General features: G+C 66.2%; 13 protein-coding genes. 11 read left to right on the top strand and 2 right to left on the bottom strand.

Translation table 11 applies throughout. From position 1 onward, the window contains the following. Positions 1-186: 186 nt before the first annotated feature. From BM109_RS23935 to BM109_RS23900, 8 genes are all read left to right on the top strand, one after another. Positions 187-1,236 carry an ornithine cyclodeaminase gene (locus BM109_RS23935; RefSeq protein ID WP_093348135.1) on the top strand — a complete coding sequence of 350 codons (1,050 nt, stop codon included), beginning with the start codon at positions 187-189 and terminating at the stop codon, positions 1,234-1,236. A gap of 43 nt (positions 1,237-1,279) precedes the next feature. Continuing rightward, positions 1,280-2,320 (top strand): histone deacetylase family protein, encoded by a 1,041-nt coding sequence (locus BM109_RS23930; protein ID WP_093348133.1) that lies wholly within the window; start codon positions 1,280-1,282, stop codon positions 2,318-2,320. Between the two features lie 103 nt (positions 2,321-2,423). Beyond that, positions 2,424-3,398 carry a tripartite tricarboxylate transporter substrate binding protein gene (locus BM109_RS23925; RefSeq protein WP_093348130.1) on the top strand — a complete coding sequence of 325 codons (975 nt, stop codon included), beginning with the start codon at positions 2,424-2,426 and terminating at the stop codon, positions 3,396-3,398. Positions 3,399-3,486: 88 nt separating this feature from the next. Further along, on the top strand, positions 3,487-5,046 hold the full coding sequence (locus BM109_RS23920; protein ID WP_093348128.1) for a class I SAM-dependent DNA methyltransferase: 1,560 nt from the start codon (positions 3,487-3,489) through the stop codon (positions 5,044-5,046). After that, positions 5,036-6,304, top strand: a complete 1,269-nt coding sequence (locus BM109_RS23915; RefSeq protein WP_093348125.1) for a restriction endonuclease subunit S — start codon at positions 5,036-5,038, stop codon at positions 6,302-6,304. The genes BM109_RS23920 and BM109_RS23915 overlap by 11 nt, the downstream gene beginning before the upstream one ends. 45 nt (positions 6,305-6,349) lie before the next feature. Beyond that, complete coding sequence (locus tag BM109_RS23910) at positions 6,350-7,279, top strand: GIY-YIG nuclease family protein (protein WP_093348123.1); 930 nt, start codon at positions 6,350-6,352, stop codon at positions 7,277-7,279. Positions 7,280-7,393: 114 nt separating this feature from the next. Continuing rightward, positions 7,394-8,542: a Fic family protein gene (locus tag BM109_RS23905; protein WP_093348121.1), complete on the top strand. Its 1,149-nt coding sequence runs from the start codon at positions 7,394-7,396 to the stop codon at positions 8,540-8,542. Positions 8,543-8,546: 4 nt separating this feature from the next. Continuing rightward, positions 8,547-11,747, top strand: coding sequence for a type I restriction endonuclease subunit R (locus BM109_RS23900; protein WP_093348119.1), 3,201 nt, complete (start codon positions 8,547-8,549; stop codon positions 11,745-11,747). Here BM109_RS23900 and BM109_RS23895 read toward each other — a convergent pair whose 3' ends face one another. Next, the gene (locus BM109_RS23895) at positions 11,748-12,341 is read right to left on the bottom strand and encodes a TetR/AcrR family transcriptional regulator (RefSeq protein ID WP_093348117.1); all 594 of its coding nucleotides are present in this window, start codon (positions 12,339-12,341) and stop codon (positions 11,748-11,750) included. It abuts the gene before it with no gap. Between the two features lie 109 nt (positions 12,342-12,450). On the opposite strand from BM109_RS23895, the gene BM109_RS23890 reads away from it, so the two are divergent. Beyond that, entirely contained in the window at positions 12,451-13,719 is a 1,269-nt protein-coding gene (locus tag BM109_RS23890) for an MFS transporter (RefSeq protein ID WP_256222745.1), read from the top strand. Here the strand turns inward: BM109_RS23890 and BM109_RS23885 are convergent. Beyond that, positions 13,716-14,558, bottom strand: a complete 843-nt coding sequence (locus BM109_RS23885) for an HAD-IIB family hydrolase (RefSeq protein ID WP_093348112.1) — start codon at positions 14,556-14,558, stop codon at positions 13,716-13,718. The genes BM109_RS23890 and BM109_RS23885 overlap by 4 nt on opposite strands. Before the next feature lie 114 nt (positions 14,559-14,672). Here BM109_RS23885 and BM109_RS23880 point away from each other — a divergent pair, with 114 nt between their 5' ends. Further along, positions 14,673-15,680, top strand: a complete 1,008-nt coding sequence (locus tag BM109_RS23880) for an ABC transporter ATP-binding protein (RefSeq protein ID WP_093348109.1) — start codon at positions 14,673-14,675, stop codon at positions 15,678-15,680. Beyond that, entirely contained in the window at positions 15,677-16,522 is an 846-nt protein-coding gene (locus tag BM109_RS23875) for an ABC transporter permease (protein WP_093348107.1), read from the top strand. The genes BM109_RS23880 and BM109_RS23875 overlap by 4 nt, the downstream gene beginning before the upstream one ends. Positions 16,523-16,526: the final 4 nt, after the last annotated feature.

The raw sequence follows: 16,526 nt of genomic DNA, 5'->3' as shown, positions 1-16,526 counted from the left end.
TAGCCCCGAACCGTCGGGCGCGGGGGCTTGCCCCTGCGCTCGACGCGGTCGGGGCCTGGGGCCTCGCCGCGGCCGCGCGCGCGGCGCAGAATGGATTCGAACCCTTGGCGCAGGCGCTCATCCTGGATCCGCCATGGTGGAACGGATCGGGTGCGGCGCCGGCCGGGGCTCGCAAGGAGTCCTGCCATGACCCGCTTCATCGATGTCCACAGCCTTGTGCGCCTGGTCGACGACACCGGCGTGCCGCAGTTCCTGGGTGCCCTGGCCGATGCGCTGCGCGACGACTTCCTGCGCTGGCGCGAGTTCGACAAGAAGGCCCGCGTGGCCAGCCATTCGCACCTCGGCGTGATCGAGCTGATGCCGGTGGCCGACGACGGCGCCTATGCCTTCAAGTACGTCAACGGCCATCCGCACAACACCGCGGTGGGGCTGCCCACCGTCATGGCCTTCGGCGTGCTCGCCGAGGTCGACACCGGCTACCCGGTGCTGCTGTCCGAACTCACCCTCACCACCGCGCTGCGCACCGCCGCCACCTCCGCCATGGCGGCGCGCGCGCTCGCGCGGCCCGGCTCGCGCAGCCTCGCGCTGATCGGCAACGGCTCGCAGAGCGAGTTCCAGGCACTGGCCTTCCATGCGCTGCTGGGCATCGAGGAGGTGCGCGTGTTCGACATCGACCCGCATGCCACCGACAAGCTGGTGCGCCATCTCTCGGCCTGTTCGCCGATGGAGATCGTGCGCGCGCATTCGGTGGCCGAGGCGGTGCGCGGCGCCGACATCGTGACCACCGTCACCGCCTACCAGGGCCATGCGACGGTGCTCGAGCCCGGGATGATCGAGCCCGGCATGCACATCAACGCGGTGGGCGGCGATTCGCCCGGCAAGACCGAGCTCGACCCCGGCGTGCTGCGCGGCGCGCGCGTGTTCGTGGAGTACGAGCCGCAGACCCGCGTCGAGGGCGAAATCCAGCAGCTGGCGGCCGACTTCCCGGTGCACGAGCTCTGGAAGGTGCTGCTCGGCGAGGTGCCGGGCCGCGAGCGGCCGGACCAGGTCACGGTGTTCGATTCGGTCGGCTTCGCGCTCGAGGACTACACCGCGCTGCGCTACATCCATCAGCTCGCCATCGAGCGCGGCGTGGGCCGGCAGATCGCGCTGGTGCCCGAGCTCGACGATCCGAAGGACCTGTTCGGGCTCACGGCCGCGGGCCGGCGCCGGGCCGTGCTGCGGCGTGCGGCATGATGGGCGGCTGTCCAGCCACGGCGCCCGCCGCCGACCCCGTTCCATGCTCACCATCTACAACGACCGGCACGCACTCCACCAAGGCAAAGTCGAGATGTTCCGCGGCGAGCTCGTGCCGTGCTTCGAGGTGCCGGCACGGGCCGACCACGTGAAGGCCGAGATCGAGCGCCGCGCGCTCGGCCCGCTGCTCGCACCCGACTCGTTACCGGACGCGCTGCTCGCCAAGGTGCATGCGCCGCGCTACCTCGACTTCATCGCCGGCGCCTGGGACGAATGGGTGGCGCTCGATCCCGCCAATGCCGAACGCGACGCGCTGCCCTCGTACTGGCCCACGCGCGGCATGCGCACCGATGTGCTGCCCGCGAGCTTCCCCGCGCGCCTGGGCCTGTTCGGCTTCGATGCCGGCACGCCGCTGACGGCCGGCAGCTGGACCGCCGCGCGGCATGGCGCGGCCAGCGCCTTCACCGCCGCGCAGCGCGTCGTCGGCGGCGAGCGCGCCGCCTTCGCGCTGACCCGGCCGCCGGGCCACCATGCGGGCGCCGACTTCTTCGGCGGCTACTGCTTCCTCAACAACGCCGCCGTGGCCGCGCAGGCGCTGCGCGACGCGGGCATCGAACGCGTGGCCGTGCTCGACGTCGACTACCACCACGGCAACGGCACCCAGGCCATCTTCTACGCGCGCGACGACGTGCATTTCGTGAGCCTGCATGCCGATCCCGTCACCGACTATCCCTACTACCTCGGCCATGCCGACGAGCGCGGTGCCGGCGCGGGACTGGGCTTCAACCACAACCTGCCGCTGCCGCGCGGCACCGACTTCGCGGGCTGGCGTGCGGCACTGAAAGGCGCGCTCGACCGCATCGCCGAGGTGAAGGCCGGCGCGCTCGTGGTCTCGCTCGGCGTCGACACCTTCGAGGGCGATCCGATCTCGGGCTTCAGGCTGCGCAGCGACGACTACCTGCGCATGGGCGAGGACCTCGCGCGCGCGGGCCTGCCGACGGTGTTCGTGTTCGAGGGCGGCTATGCGGTGGCCGAGGTGGGCGTCAACGCGGTGAACGTGCTCGAGGGCTTCGAGCAGGCCTGAATGTCCTTGCGGCCTTGAGGAAATCAGGGCTGCCCCGGTTGTCTAGTGCCGATCGGCGGGGCCCAATCGCGCTCTTTCAAATCCAGCCGGGACCCCAGCCGCCATGCTCCGCCGCCACACCTTCCTCCGCACCGCCGCGCTCGCCGCCTGCGGTTTCGCCGCGCCCCTGGCCGCCTTCGCGCAGCAGGCCTTTCCGGCCAAGCCGGTCAAGCTGGTGATCGCCTTCCCCGCGGGCGGCCCCACCGACATCACCATGCGCCAGCTCGCCGACAACGCGAGCCGCATCCTCGGCCAGCCCGTGATCGTCGACAACAAGCCCGGCGCCGGCGGCACCCTGCCCGCGCAGGCGCTGCAGACCTCGCAGGCCGACGGCTACACCATCGCCCAGATCCCGCTCGGCGTGTTCCGCCTCGGCTACACCACCAAGATCAACTGGGATCCGCTCAAGGACATCAACTACGTCATCAACGTGACCGGCTATGCCTTCGGCATCGTCGTGCCCGCAAACAGCCCGTTCAAGACCTGGGCCGACTTCGTCGCCTATGCCAAGGCCAATCCCGGCAAGCTGACCTACGGCTCCACCGGCACCCTGACCAGCCCGCACCTGACCACCGAGCTGGTCGCGCAGAAGGCCGGCATCGAGCTGCAGCACGTGCCCTACAAGGGCAGCGCCGACCTGATGCTCGCCGTGGTCAGCGGCCAGCTCATGGCCGCGGCCGACAGCACCGGCTTCGCGCCGCAGGTCGAGGCCGGCAAGCTGCGCGTGCTCAACACCTGGGGCGAGAAGCGCCTGGCCAAGTTCCCCGACGCGCCCACGCTCAAGGAGCTGGGCTACGACATCGTGCAGAACTCGCCCTTCGGCATCGGCGCCCCCAAGGGCACGCCGCCCGAGGTGGTGAAGAAGCTGCACGACGCCTTCAAGCAGGCGATGGAGGAGCCGAGCTACGTCGCCGCGCTCGGGCGCTACGACATGCTGCCCGACTACATGAGCTCGGCGCAGTACACGAAGTTTGCGCAGGACACGGTGGCGCGGGAGAAGGTGTTGATCGAGAAGCTGGGGTTGGCGAAGGAGAAGTGAGGCGGGGCAGGGGGGGCCCGGTCCTCTTGCGCTACGCTTCTGCCTTCCCGGAAGGGCGCGGGGCGCCCCCGGAGAGCCTGGCAGCCAGATGATCGAATCCTTCAAGAAAACCCTTTGGGCCACAGCCGACAAGCTGCGCGCCAACATGGACGCCGCTGAATACAAGCATCTTGTGCTCGGCCTTATCTTCGTCAAATACATCTCCGACACGTTCGCGGCGCGCAACGCTGAGCTGATCAAGCGCTTTGCCGACCCGGCCGATGAATATCACCTGCCTGACGCCTCACCCGACGACGTGGCCGCCGAGTTGGAAGACCGCGACTACTACCGCGCCGCCAACGTCTTCTGGGTGCCCGAAGCGGCCCGTTGGGAAACCATTCGCGCGGCAGCCAAGCAGGCGAACATCGGCAAGCGCATCGATGACGCGCTTACGCTCATCGAGGCGGAGAACCCCAGCCTCAAGAACATTCTCGACAAGCGCTATGCCCGTGCTCAGCTGCCGGACGGCAAGCTGGGCGAGTTGATCGACCTGGTTTCGACCATCGGTTTCGGGCAAGACGCTGCGGTGGCCCGCGATGTGCTGGGGCAGGTGTACGAATATTTCCTCGGCATGTTTGCCAATGCAGAAGGCAAGCGGGGCGGGCAGTTCTATACGCCGCGCAGCATCGTCAAGACGCTGGTGGCTGTGCTCGCGCCGCATCACGGCAAGGTGTATGACCCGTGCTGCGGGTCAGGCGGCATGTTCGTGCAGAGCGAGGAATTCATCGAGGCACATGGCGGCAAGCGTGGCGACGTGTCCATCTATGGGCAGGAGGCCAATCCGACCACATGGCGTCTGGCGGCGATGAACCTCGCCATTCGTGGGCTCGACTTCGATCTGGGCAAGGAGCCCGCCGACAGCTTTGTGCGCGATCAGCACAAAGACCTGCGTGCCGATTTCGTGCTGGCCAATCCGCCGTTCAACATCAGCGATTGGTGGCATGGCAGCCTGGAAGGGGATGCGCGCTGGTTGTATGGCGATCCGCCACAGGGCAATGCCAACTATGCTTGGCTGCAGCACATGCTGCATCACATGAAGCCAGACAGCGGTCGCGCCGGCATCGTGCTCGCCAATGGGAGCATGAGTAGCAGCCAGAACAATGAAGGGCAGATTCGCGCTGCGATGGTCGAGGCGGATGTGGTTGAAGTGATGGTCGCGTTGCCTGGGCAACTCTTCTTCAACACGCAGATTCCGGCATGCCTTTGGTTTCTGACAAAGAAGAAGGCGCGGGCGCGCAAGGGTGAAGTGCTGTTCATCGACGCGCGCAAGCTCGCCACCATGATCGGTCGTGTGCAGTGCGAACTGACCGATGAGGTGATCGATCGCATCGCGAACACCGTCGCTGCGTGGCGCGGTGATCCTTCTCTGCCTTCCTATGAAGACGTTGCGGGCTTCTGCCGTAGTGTCGGGCTCGAAGAAATTGCGGAACACGGCCACGTTCTTGCTCCGGGTCGCTATGTCGGCGCCGAAGAGATTGAAAGCGACGATGAAGCCTTTGCCGACAAGCTACGGAAGCTCACGGAGACGTTGAGCGAGCAAATGGAGAAGGGGGCTGAACTAGATGGGCTGATCCGTACGAGGCTAAGGGGGCTGGGGTATGAGTTCTGAATGGGAACTCGTGCAGCTCTCGGATTTGGTCACGATAAAACATGGTTGGCCCTTCAAGAGCGAATTTTTCGTATCGGATGACGGCAGTTTTGATCGTCCAATCGTGGTGGCTGTCGGTAACTTTGACTACAGCGGTGGTTTTCGGTTTGGATCGACACAGATCAAGACGTACGCCAATGACTTTCCGCAAGAGTACCGTCTGGAACCCGGGGACATTTTGTTGGTCATGACGTGCCAAACCGCAGGTGGCGAAATTCTGGGTATCCCAGGGCGAATTCCGAGTGACGGGCGCATCTATCTGCACAACCAGCGCCTTGGCAAGGTGGTTCTACAGCACTCTGGCGTTTCGCGAGATTTCTTGTATTGGTTGTTCTTGTACAAGGACTTCAACCGGCACTTGGTGAGTTCGGCGACGGGCACAAAAATCCTCCATACGGCACCTAGGCGTATCGAGTCATTCAGGTTCCCTCTCCCGCCGCTGCGAGAACAAAAGGCTATTGCGGCGTTGCTCGGCATCCTTGACGACCGCATCGCCCTCCTGCGTGAAACCAGCGCGACGCTCGAAGCCATTGCCCAAGCGCTATTCAAGTCGTGGTTTATCGATTTTGACCCTGTGCGCGCCAAGATGAAGGGGTGTGCTCCCGAGGGTATGGATGAGGCTATGGCAGCGCTGTTTCCGGATGAAATGGACGAATCCGGATTGGTGCCTCGCGGTTGGTCGCGCTGCCGACTCGAGTCGATGATGGAGTTGCTTTACGGCAAGGCCCTCAAAGCCAATGATCGTCTGCCCGGCGATGTGCCTGTGTACGGGTCGGGTGGAATTACAGGCTTTCACCATGAGCGACTTGTCGATGGCCCATCGATCATTGTTGGGCGCAAGGGAACCGTTGGCAGTCTCTACTGGGAGGACAGGCCGTTTTTCCCTATTGACACAGTTTTTTATGTTCGGTCGGCAACGCCATTGACTTACTGCTTCTATCTCTTACAGACATTGGGATTGCAAGGCATGAATACAGACGGCGCTGTGCCTGGATTGAATCGAGGCAATGTGTATCGACTGCTTGTACCAAAAGCAGCGCCTGAAGTGGTGGCAGCGTTTGACAGCGTGGTAACGACATTGCGACAAGCGATCTATCAGAAGGCGGAGCAAGCCCGAACGCTCACCGCTCTACGTGAGGTCCTGCTTCCACGTTTGATCTCCGGTCGACTGCGTTTGCCAGAATTTCGGTGTCATGTCGATGAAGCAATCGCTGCCTGAGCTCAGAAAAAGTCGATCTCTCGTCAAGCTTCATATTCCTTGCCCATGAGCCAGCAGCGCCCTCGCACTATCCAGATATTTCTGCCTGCAGGTGATCCGCGAGGCATCCGCGTCGCAGCTCTGACGACGAGCATCGTGCAAATGATCGAAGTGCCCCGACCACTCCTGTCTGAATTCCTCCTCATGCCCGAATCACGGCAGGTCGGCGTTTACTACCTGATCGGCGATGACGAAGAGAAAGATCAACTGTCCGTGTACGCAGGACAGACCGGCACGGTGGGCAAGCGCCTCAACGAACACGACCTGGACCCAAAGCGCGAGTTCTGGAATCGTGCGCTGGTCGCGGTATCGCTGACGCACAGCTTCACACAGACGCATGCAATGTACTTGGAGTGGCGCAGCATCCTGCAAGCCAATGTGGCCCAGCGCTATTCAGTCGAGAACGGAAACGCCGGGTCCAAGCCGCACACGCCACCCTGGCTGGAAGCGGACTGCCAGGAAATCTTCGACACCATCCGCACGTTGTCTGCGACCTTGGGGCAATCGATTTTTGAACCGCTTGCCGTCCGTCGCGAAGCGCCGCAAGAGGCTGTGGCTCCTTTGCCTGAACGGTCGAAGCCTGAAGCGCATGTCCTTTTCCGCTGCAAAGGTGCAGGTGCCGATGCGACGGGGCAGTACACCGAAGAGGGGATGGTTGTTTTGAAGGGGTCACGAGGCCGCGCTGAGTCTGTGCCGAGCATGACTCCCATGTCTGCGGGAAAGAATCGTCAGCGTCTGATCGCTGCAGGAGACCTGACGCTTGAAAACGGCGCCTACCTGTTTCAGCGCGACGTGCTGTTCCGTTCTCCCAGCGGCGCTTCGGACGTCGTGCTTGGCCGCAGCTCCAATGGCTGGCTCGAATGGAAAGACCCCACCGGAAAGACGCTGGACGAACTGAAGCGCCAGAAAGCTGTGGCGTCGGGCGCGTTGGGGTAGGGCCCTCTGTCCTGGCATTCGTCATCTTTGGCCCGCCGGGCGCTTTAATAGCTGACCGATTCATCAAAGATTGCTTTAATTCCCCGGCCGGCCATTCAAGAACGCTTTCATCCAATGCGCAGTTCGGGCTCCTCCGTCACCTCCAGCACTTCGGGCGAAGCCGTTCAGGCCTTTGTGTCGTACCCGCTGCCGCCTCGTGACCCGGTGCTGGCGCCAGAGTCGTTCGCCGAACTCAACCGCGTCGCCGAGCTGGCACTGGCCCGGCTGTCGGGCGTGTCGGGGCTGGTGCCCTCGGTGGACTGGCTCCTCTACAGCGCCATTCGCAAGGAGGCGCTCCTCACCTCCCAGATCGGGGGCACACAGGCCACGCTGACGGACTTGTTCGATGAGGAGGCCGGCTTTGCGGTCCGCAATACGGACGACGTGGAGGAGGTCGCTAACTACCTCCGCGCCTTCTGGCTGGTGCAAGACAACCTGCGCGATCCCGCTGGCCTGCCCATCAGCATTCGCCTGCTGTGCGATGCCCATGCACTACTGCTAGATGGTGCGCGCGGTGCGGGCAAGCAGCCGGGCGCCCTGCGCCGCTCGCAGAACTGGATCGGTGGCACGCGCCCAGGCAATGCTGTGTTCGTGCCGCCGCCGACGGACCACGTGGACGAATTGCTGGCCGACATGGAGCGCTTTATTCACAGCGAGGCATCGTCCACGCTGCCACCGCTGGTGAAGATCGCGCTGGTGCATGCACAGTTCGAAACTGTCCACCCATTTCTGGATGGAAACGGTCGCATCGGGCGCCTGCTGATTGCTGCGCTGATCGAGCATTGGGCTTTGCTGCCCGAGCCGCTGATGTATCTCAGCGGCTACCTGAAGCAGCACCAGGCGGAGTACTACCGCCGCCTGTCGAGCGTGCGCACGGATGGCGACTGGGAGGGCTGGGTGAGCTTCTTCCTGGAAGGCGTGGCCTCGGCGGCTACCGATGCCGAACGCGGGATCATTGCCATCGCAACCCTGGTGGCGGCGGACCGCCGCCGATTGCTCGAAGCCCCCAAGGCCGGGCCGGCGAGCTACCGTCTGTTCGAACTCTTGCCCCTGATGCCGCGCTTCACCATCGAGCGGGTGCGCCAGAAGCTCGACACGACTTTCCCGACGGCCACCGCGGCCGTGAAGACGCTCGAAGATCTGGGCATCGTGACGGAGTTGACCGGCCAGAAGACGAACCGCAGCTTCAGCTATCAGCCGTACATCGCGCTCCTGACGGGTTGAAAGAATGACTGAAGATCAGCTGGAACAGGAAACGCTCGACTGGCTGGTCGATGTGGGCTACACGCATCGCTACGGCCCTGACATCGCGCCCGACAGCACCGCACCGGAACGAGCCAACTATCGACAGGTGGTACTTGCAGGTCGGTTGCGCGAAGCCATCGATCGGCTCAACGCCGGCGTGCCGCCAACTGCGCGAGACGATGCGCTCAAGCAGGTGCTGGAGCTGGGCACGCCAGTTTTGCTGTCGGCCAATCGCCAGTTCCACAAGCTGCTGGTGGCAGGCGTGCCAGTGGAGTACCAGAAAGACGGGGAAACGCGCGGCGACTTCGTGCAACTGATCGACTGGGGAAACATCGGGCGCAATGAATGGCTGGTGGTCAACCAGTTTTCGATTCGTGGACCGCGTCACACGCGCCGTCCCGACATTGTGCTGTTCGTCAACGGCCTGCCGCTGGTGCTGCTTGAAATCAAGAACCCGGCCGACCAGAACGCCGATGTATGGAAGGCCTACGACCAGGTCCAGACATACAAGGAGCAGATTCCGGATGTCTTCCAGTACAACGAGTTGCTGGTCATTTCCGACGGCACCGAGGCGCTGGTGGGCTCACTTTCGAGCAATGGCGAGCGCTTCATGGCGTGGCGCACCATCGACGGCATCACGCTCGATCCGCTGGGTGAATTCAACGAGCTGCAGACCCTGGTGCGCGGCGTGCTGGCGCCGGCTTATCTGCTGGACTACCTGCGCTACTTCGTGCTGTTCGAAGACGACGGCGATCTGATCAAGAAGATCGCGGGCTATCACCAGTTTCATGCGGTGCGCGCGGCCATCGGCCAGGTGGTAGCGGCTTCGCGGCCCGGTGCCGCAAAAGGCATTCAGGGCAAGGGTGGCGTGGTGTGGCACACGCAAGGCAGCGGCAAGAGCATCACCATGACCTGCTTCGCCGCGCGCGTGATGCAGGAGCCAGCGATGGAGAACCCGACCATCGTCGTCATTACCGATCGAAACGACCTGGACGGGCAGCTCTTCGGTGTGTTCAGCTTGGCGCAGGATCTCTTGCGCGAGCAGCCGGTGCAGGCCGCCACTCGGCAGCAACTGCGCGCATTGCTGGCGAATCGCCCTTCGGGCGGCATCGTGTTCGCGACCATCCAGAAGTTCATGCCGGGAGAGGACGAGGACAGCTTTCCAGTGCTTTCGGACCGCCACAACATCGTGGTGATTGCCGATGAGGCGCATCGCACGCAGTACGGGTTCGAGGCCAAGCTCAAGGTGCGAAAGGCGATGGCCGCGCAGCCCGAAATCAAGGCCATTGCAACGGGCGACGGTGTGCCGACGCCACACCACGCGGCCTTCACGCCGCCCGCCTATGGCGCCGGCACGGTGGAACGTTACCAGGTCGGCTACGCACAGCACTTGCGCGACGCGCTGCCCAATGCGACGTTCGTCGCTTTCACCGGTACGCCGGTGAGCGGTGAAGACCGCGATACGCGTGCCGTGTTCGGCGACTACATCCATGTCTACGACATGCAGCAGGCCCGCGAAGACGGTGCGACCGTGGCGATCTACTACGAGTCGCGCCTCGCCAGGCTGCGGCTGAAGGAATCCGAGTTGGCGCTGCTCGACGACGAAGTCGACCAACTGGCCGAAGACGAAGAAGAAAGCGACCAGTCTCGCCTCAAGAGCAAATGGACTGCGCTCGAGAAGGTGGTGGGTGCCGAGCCTCGTGTGGCGAGTGTTGCTGCAGATCTGGTGGCGCACTTCGAAGAGCGGAACAAGGCACAGAACGGCAAAGCGATGGTAGTGGCCATGAGCCGCGACATCTGCGTGCACCTGTACGACGACATCGTGAAGCTTCGCCCCGACTGGCACGACGCCGATCCTGAAAAGGGTGCGATCAAGATCGTGATGACCGGATCGGCCAGCGACAAGGCGCTGCTGCGTCCGCACATCTACAGCCCGCAGGTGAAGAAGCGGCTCGAGAAGCGATTCAAGGACCCGGCGGATCCGCTGCGCCTGGTGATCGTGCGTGACATGTGGTTGACCGGCTTCGATGCGCCCTGCGTGCACACGCTCTACGTCGACAAGCCGATGAAGGGCCACAACCTGATGCAGGCCATTGCGCGTGTCAACCGCGTGTTCAGCAACAAGCAGGGAGGACTGGTGGTCGATTACATCGGGATCGGCAACGAGTTGAAGGCCGCGATGAAGGAGTACACCGCAAGCAATGGGCGGGGCCGGCCCACAGTGGACGCGTACGAGGCCTACAGCCTGCTGGCCGAGAAGATCGACGTGCTGCGCGGCATGCTGCACGGCTTCGACTACAGCGGGTTCTTGACCGGTGGGCACAAGGTGCTCGCGGGTGCGGCGAACCATGTGCTCGGCATCAAGGAGGGCAAGAAGCGCTTTGCCGATGCGGCGCTCGCCATGAGCAAGGCGTTCACGTTGTGCTGCACGCTCGACGAGGCCAAGGCAGTGCGCGAGGAGGTCGCCTTCTTGCAAGGCGTGAAAGTGATCCTGACGAAGAAGGAAATCACCGCCAAGAAGCGTACCGACGAACAGCGCGAGTTGGCCATTCGCCAGATCATCGGTTCGGCGGTGGTGTCCGACAGCGTGGTCGACATCTTCGATGCGGTCGGCCTTGAGAAACCCAACATCGGATTGCTGGACGAAGCCTTTCTGGCGCAGGTTCGCAGCCTGCCGGAGCGCAACCTTGCAGTCGAATTGCTGGAGCGCCTGTTGGAGGGCGAAATCAAGAGCCGATTTGCCGGGAATGTGGTGTTGGACCGGAAGTTTTCGGAATTGCTCGGCAATGTGATCAGGCGCTACCAGAATCGCTCCATCGAGACGGCGCAAGTGATGGAAGAACTGGTCGATATGGCCAAGAAGTTTCGCGAGGCTGCCCAGCAGGGAGAGAAGCTCGGTCTCACGGAAGATGAGGTTCGCTTCTATTCAGCGCTGATCGACAACGAGTCGGCGGTGCGTGAGTTGAGCGATGAAACGCTGAAAAAGATTGCGCATGAGCTGACCGAAAGCCTGCGGCAGAACCTCTCGGTGGATTGGGAGAAGCGTGAGAGCGTGAGAGCCAAGCTTCGGTTGCTCGTGAAACGGATCTTGCGCAAATACAAGTACCCGCCGGATCAGCAGGATGCAGCAGTGGAGCTCGTGCTGCGGCAGGCCGAGGCGTTGGCGGCCGAAATGGTGGACTGATCAGCGACTGACAGCGGCGATCGCAAACAACTCCCCCACCAGCCGCTCCCCCAGCTCCACGCGCACCGGCTCCCCCCCGAACACCAGCCGGAACACGATCGGCGCGATCAGGTGATCGATCACCTGTTCGGCCGTCGGCGTGGCCTCGCCGCGCGCACGGGCCTGTTCGACCAGGGCCAGCGCCTCGCGGCGGCGGTTGCGCAGGCAGTCGGTGTCCTCGTCGCCGTTGGCCAGCGCGGCCGCGGCCTTCAGCAGCGAGGTGTTGCACGGCTTGGCCAGGTGCTCGATCAGTTCGCGTGCCCAGGCCGCGAGGTCGGCGCGCAGCGTGCCGGTGTCCGGCAGCGGGCGGTCGGGGTCGAGGCGGTGGGTGGCGGTCTCGGCCAGCAGGCCGGAAAGATCGCCCCAGCGGCGGTAGATGCTGGAGGCGCTGACGCCCGCGCGTTCGGCCACGGCCGGCACGGTGACGCGCTCTCGGCCCTGTTCGGCGACCAGTTCCTCGAGCGCGGCGCGCACCTGCGCCTGCACCTGCGCGCTGCGCCCGCCGGGGCGCTTGGCTGAAGAAGAGGAAGCGGCGGACGGGACGGCGGTGTTCATGGTGAATCGACTTTAACGCAAAGATATTTGCTTTAACAGCGGGAGAGGCCTAGAATCGCAAACGCAAAGATTTGTGCGTTAAGAGCCGTTCCGCGCCAAGGAGTTCACCGTGTCCCAATGCCCCGACCTCGCAAGCCGTCCCGGCACCGCCGCCGCCCCTGTCCGCGCGGCGCCCCTTGCCGCGGCACCCCGGCGCATGCCGGCGGCGCTGGCCTTCCCGCTGCTGGCGGCGGTGCTGTTCGCCTTCTTCTTCGCGGCGGCCGCGCCGTCGCCGCTGTTCGTGGTGTTCCAGCATGCCTGGGGCTTCTCGTCCTCGATGCTGACGGTGGCGTTCGCGATCTACGCCATCGCGCTGCTGATCTCGCTGCTGGTGGCCGGCTCGCTGTCCGACCACATCGGCCGCCGCCCGGTGGTGCTCGCGGCGCTGGTGCTGCAGGCGGTGGCGATGGGGCTGTTCCTGCTGGCGGGCGACATCGGCGGGCTGATCCTCGCGCGCGTGGTGCAGGGCGTGGCGACCGGCATCGCGAGCGGCGCATTGAGCGCGGCCGTGGTCGAGGCAGCACCGGCCGCGAAGAAGCGGCTGGGTGCGCTGATCACCAGCGTGTCGCCGCTCGCGGGGCTGGCGCTGGGCGCGCTGCTCACGGGCATGGCGGTGCGCTGGACCGGGCAGCCGGTGACGTGGGTGTTCGGCGTGCTGGCGCTGGTGTTCGCGTTCGGCGCGGCGCTGGTGCTGTGGATGCCCGAGACCGTGACGCCGCGCGCCGGCGCGCTGGCCTCGCTGGTGCCGCGGGTGTCGATTCCCGTGCGGGCGCGCGCCGAGTTCGCGCGCGGGCTGCCGGTGTTCATCGCGGTGTGGGCGCTCGGCGGCTTGTTCCTGTCGCTCGCGCCTTCGCTGATGCACCACGTGTTCGGCATCGACAGCGGCGTGGTCAACGGCCTCACGATCGCGGTGCTGTCGGGCGTGGGGGCCGTGGCGCCCACGCTGCTGGGCCGCTTCGCGGCGCCGCGCCCGGCGATCCTCGGCATGGCCAGCCTGGCGCTCGGGCTGGTGCTGCTGCTGGCGGCGCTCGCCACGCGGTCGCTGGCGCTGTTCTTCGTCGGCACGGCGGTGGCCGGCATCGGCTTCGGCGGCGCCTTCTCGGCGCTGGTGCAGACGCTCGCGCCGCTGGCCCAGTCGCACGAACGCGGCGAACTGTTCGCGGCGATCTTCGTGGTGAGCTACCTGGCCTTCAGCCTGCCGGCGATGCTCGCGGGCTTCCTGGTCGCGCCGCTGGGGCTGCTCGCGACGGTCGAGGGCTACGCGGGCGTGCTGCTGCTGGTGGCGGCGGTGGGCACCTGGAACCAATGGGCGCCGCTGCGCCGACGTGCCGCGCCTTAGTTCGGTCGCGCCGCGAGGATCGCGGCCACCGCCTCGCCGAAGCCCGCGCCGCGCTCGCCGCGCGTCACGTAGTGCGGCAGGAACTCGAGTTGCGGCACGAAGCGCGCGACGTTCGCCACGCCGATGCTGTGCGCGAAGCTGCGGAACATCAACTGGTCGTTGGTCGAATCGCCCACGTAGGCCCAGCGCGCCATCTCCTCGTCGAGCCGGCGGCCCCAGAGTTCGCGCACGATCCAGCGCGCGCCCTCGAGCTTGTCGTTGCCGCCGTACCAGCCGTTGATGTGGATGCTGCTCACGGTGGCATGCATGCCCTCGCCGCGCATCAGCGCCACCACGCGCGCGATGGTGGCCTCGTCGAGCCGTACGAACTCGCTGTGGTCGATCGCGATGTCGGTCTCGCGGCCCGGCGAGTCGGTGGCGCGGCCGACGCCCGGAATCTCCGCCTCGATGCGCGCGAGCACGCCCTGCATGCGCCGGTAGTTGGCGGCGCGCGTGGGCGCGTCCTGCTGGTAGCGCTTGGCGATGCCGCCGCCGGGCAGCGGCAGCAGCGCCACCGCGCCGTTCTCGGCCACGATCGCATCGACCGGCCAGGCGTTGACGAAAGGCTCGCTCCAGCCCACGGGCCGGCCGGTGATCGCCACCACGTGCAGCCCGGCCGCGCGCAGCGCGCCGAGCGCTGCGAGCGCATCGGCGGTGATCGCGCCCTCGGTGGTCAGCGTGTCGTCGATGTCGGTGAACACGCCCGCGAGCGTGGCGCGCGCGGTGGCGGGCCATTGGCCCAGCGGCAGCAGACGGTCGGGCGAGGCGGGGAGGGAGGAAGACTTGGTGGAGGAGGACATGGCGGACGGCACGGCAGGAGCGCGGATCGTACCGGTGGCCGCGCGCGCCGCGCTTTCGTGTAGCATCCCGCCCCCGCCGGCCGGTCGCGCAGACCGCACCGGCGCGGCCCGCCCATGTCCCAGATCGTCGTCGACCGCCTCCTCAAGACCTACCGCATCGCCGAGCGCGACCCCGGCGTGCTCGGTGCCGTGCGCGGCCTGCTGCACCGCCGCCATCGCACGGTCGAGGCGCTCGCGGGCGTGTCCTTCGCGCTCGAGCGCGGCGAGCTGCTGGGCTTCATCGGTCCCAACGGCGCGGGCAAGTCCACCACCATCAAGATCCTCTCGGGCATCCTGCGGCCCGACGGCGGCAGCGTGCGCATCGACGGGCGCGATCCCTTCGTCGACCGCGAGCGCCACGTGGGCCGCATCGGCGTGGTGTTCGGCCAGCGCACCCAGCTGTGGTGGGACCTGCCGGTGGGTGAGGGCTTCGACCTGCTGCGCGACATCTACCGCGTCGACCGCGAGCGCTACCGCCGCACGCGCGACGAGCTGGTCGCGCTGCTGAGCCTCGAGCGCGTGCTCGACCAGCCGGTGCGTCAGCTCTCGCTGGGCCAGCGCATGCGCGCCGAGATCGCGGCCGCGCTGCTGCACGAGCCCGAAATCCTGTTCCTCGACGAGCCCACCATCGGCCTCGATGCGCCCTCGAAGCTCGCGGTGCGCGACTTCGTGCGCCGCGCCAACCGCGAGCGCGGCACCACGGTGCTCTTGACCACGCACGACATGCACGACATCGAGGCGCTCGCGCGGCGCGTGATCGTGATCGGCCATGGCCGCGTGCTGGCCGACAGCCCGGTCGAGGCGCTGCGCGCGCAGGTGCTGGCCGAGCGCCGGCTGGTGGTCGATTTCGCGCAGGAAGCGCAACTGCCCGACGACCTCGGCGCGCACTGGCCCGGCGTGCGCGTGAACGCGCGCGACGGCCGCACGCTGGTGCTCGACTTCGATCCCGCGGCCGTCTCCGCGCCGGCGCTGATCGCGCGCATCGCGGCCGAGCATGCGGTGGAGGACATCCGGCTCGAGGGGCTGGCGATCGAGGCCGTGATCGCGCGCTTCTATGCGATGCATGGAGCGGCCGACGCATGACGGACGGATGGCGCGAGATCGCGCGCCCCTACACCGCGGCCTTCGCATCGCGCTTCCTGCAGATGCTGCAGTACCGCACCGCCGCGCTCGCGGGCTTCGGCACGCAATGCTGGTGGGGCGGCATCAAGGTGATGGTGTTCGCGGCCTTCTACGGCGGTGCCTCGGCCGCCGCGCAGGCGCCGATGTCGCTCGAGCACGCCATCACCTACACCTGGCTCGCGCAGGGCCTGCTGGTGCTGATGCCCTGGCTGGTCGATCCCGAGGTGGCGCAGTCGGTGCGCACCGGCTCGGTGGCCTACGACCGGCTGCGGCCGGTCGATGCCTATGCGCTCTGGTATGCGCGCAGTGCGGGCTGGATCGCCGCGCGCCTGCTGCCGCGCGCGGCGCTGATGCTGGGCTTCGCCGCCGTCGTGCTGCCGCTGCTGGGGCTCGGCGCCTGGGCCTGGCAGCCGCCGGTGGGCGTGGCGGCCGCGCTGGCCTTCGCACTGTCGATGGGGCTGGGCCTGGCGCTGTCGACCGCGATGGTGATGCTGCTCAACGTCGCGACCTTGTCGGCGCTCAACGAGCGCGGCATCAACGCGCTGTCGGCGCCGCTGGTGATCGTGCTGTCGGGCAACCTGCTGCCGCTCGCGCTGCTGCCCGATGCCTGGCAGACGGCGCTGCTCGTGCAACCGCTGGCCGGGCTGATGGACATTCCCGCGCGGCTGTACTTCGGCCAGCTGCGCGGCGCCGACGCGCTGCTCGGGCTGGCGCTGCAATGCTTCTGGATCGCGCTGCTGGTGGCCACCGGCCGCTGGCTGCTGGTGCGCACCATGCGCCGGCTGCAGGTGCAGGGCGGGTGAGGTC

Origin of the sequence: Variovorax sp. PDC80 (assembly GCF_900115375.1) — a bacterium.
Classification (GTDB): domain Bacteria; phylum Pseudomonadota; class Gammaproteobacteria; order Burkholderiales; family Burkholderiaceae_C; genus Variovorax.
This window is presented reverse-complemented; position numbering and strand designations above follow the sequence as displayed.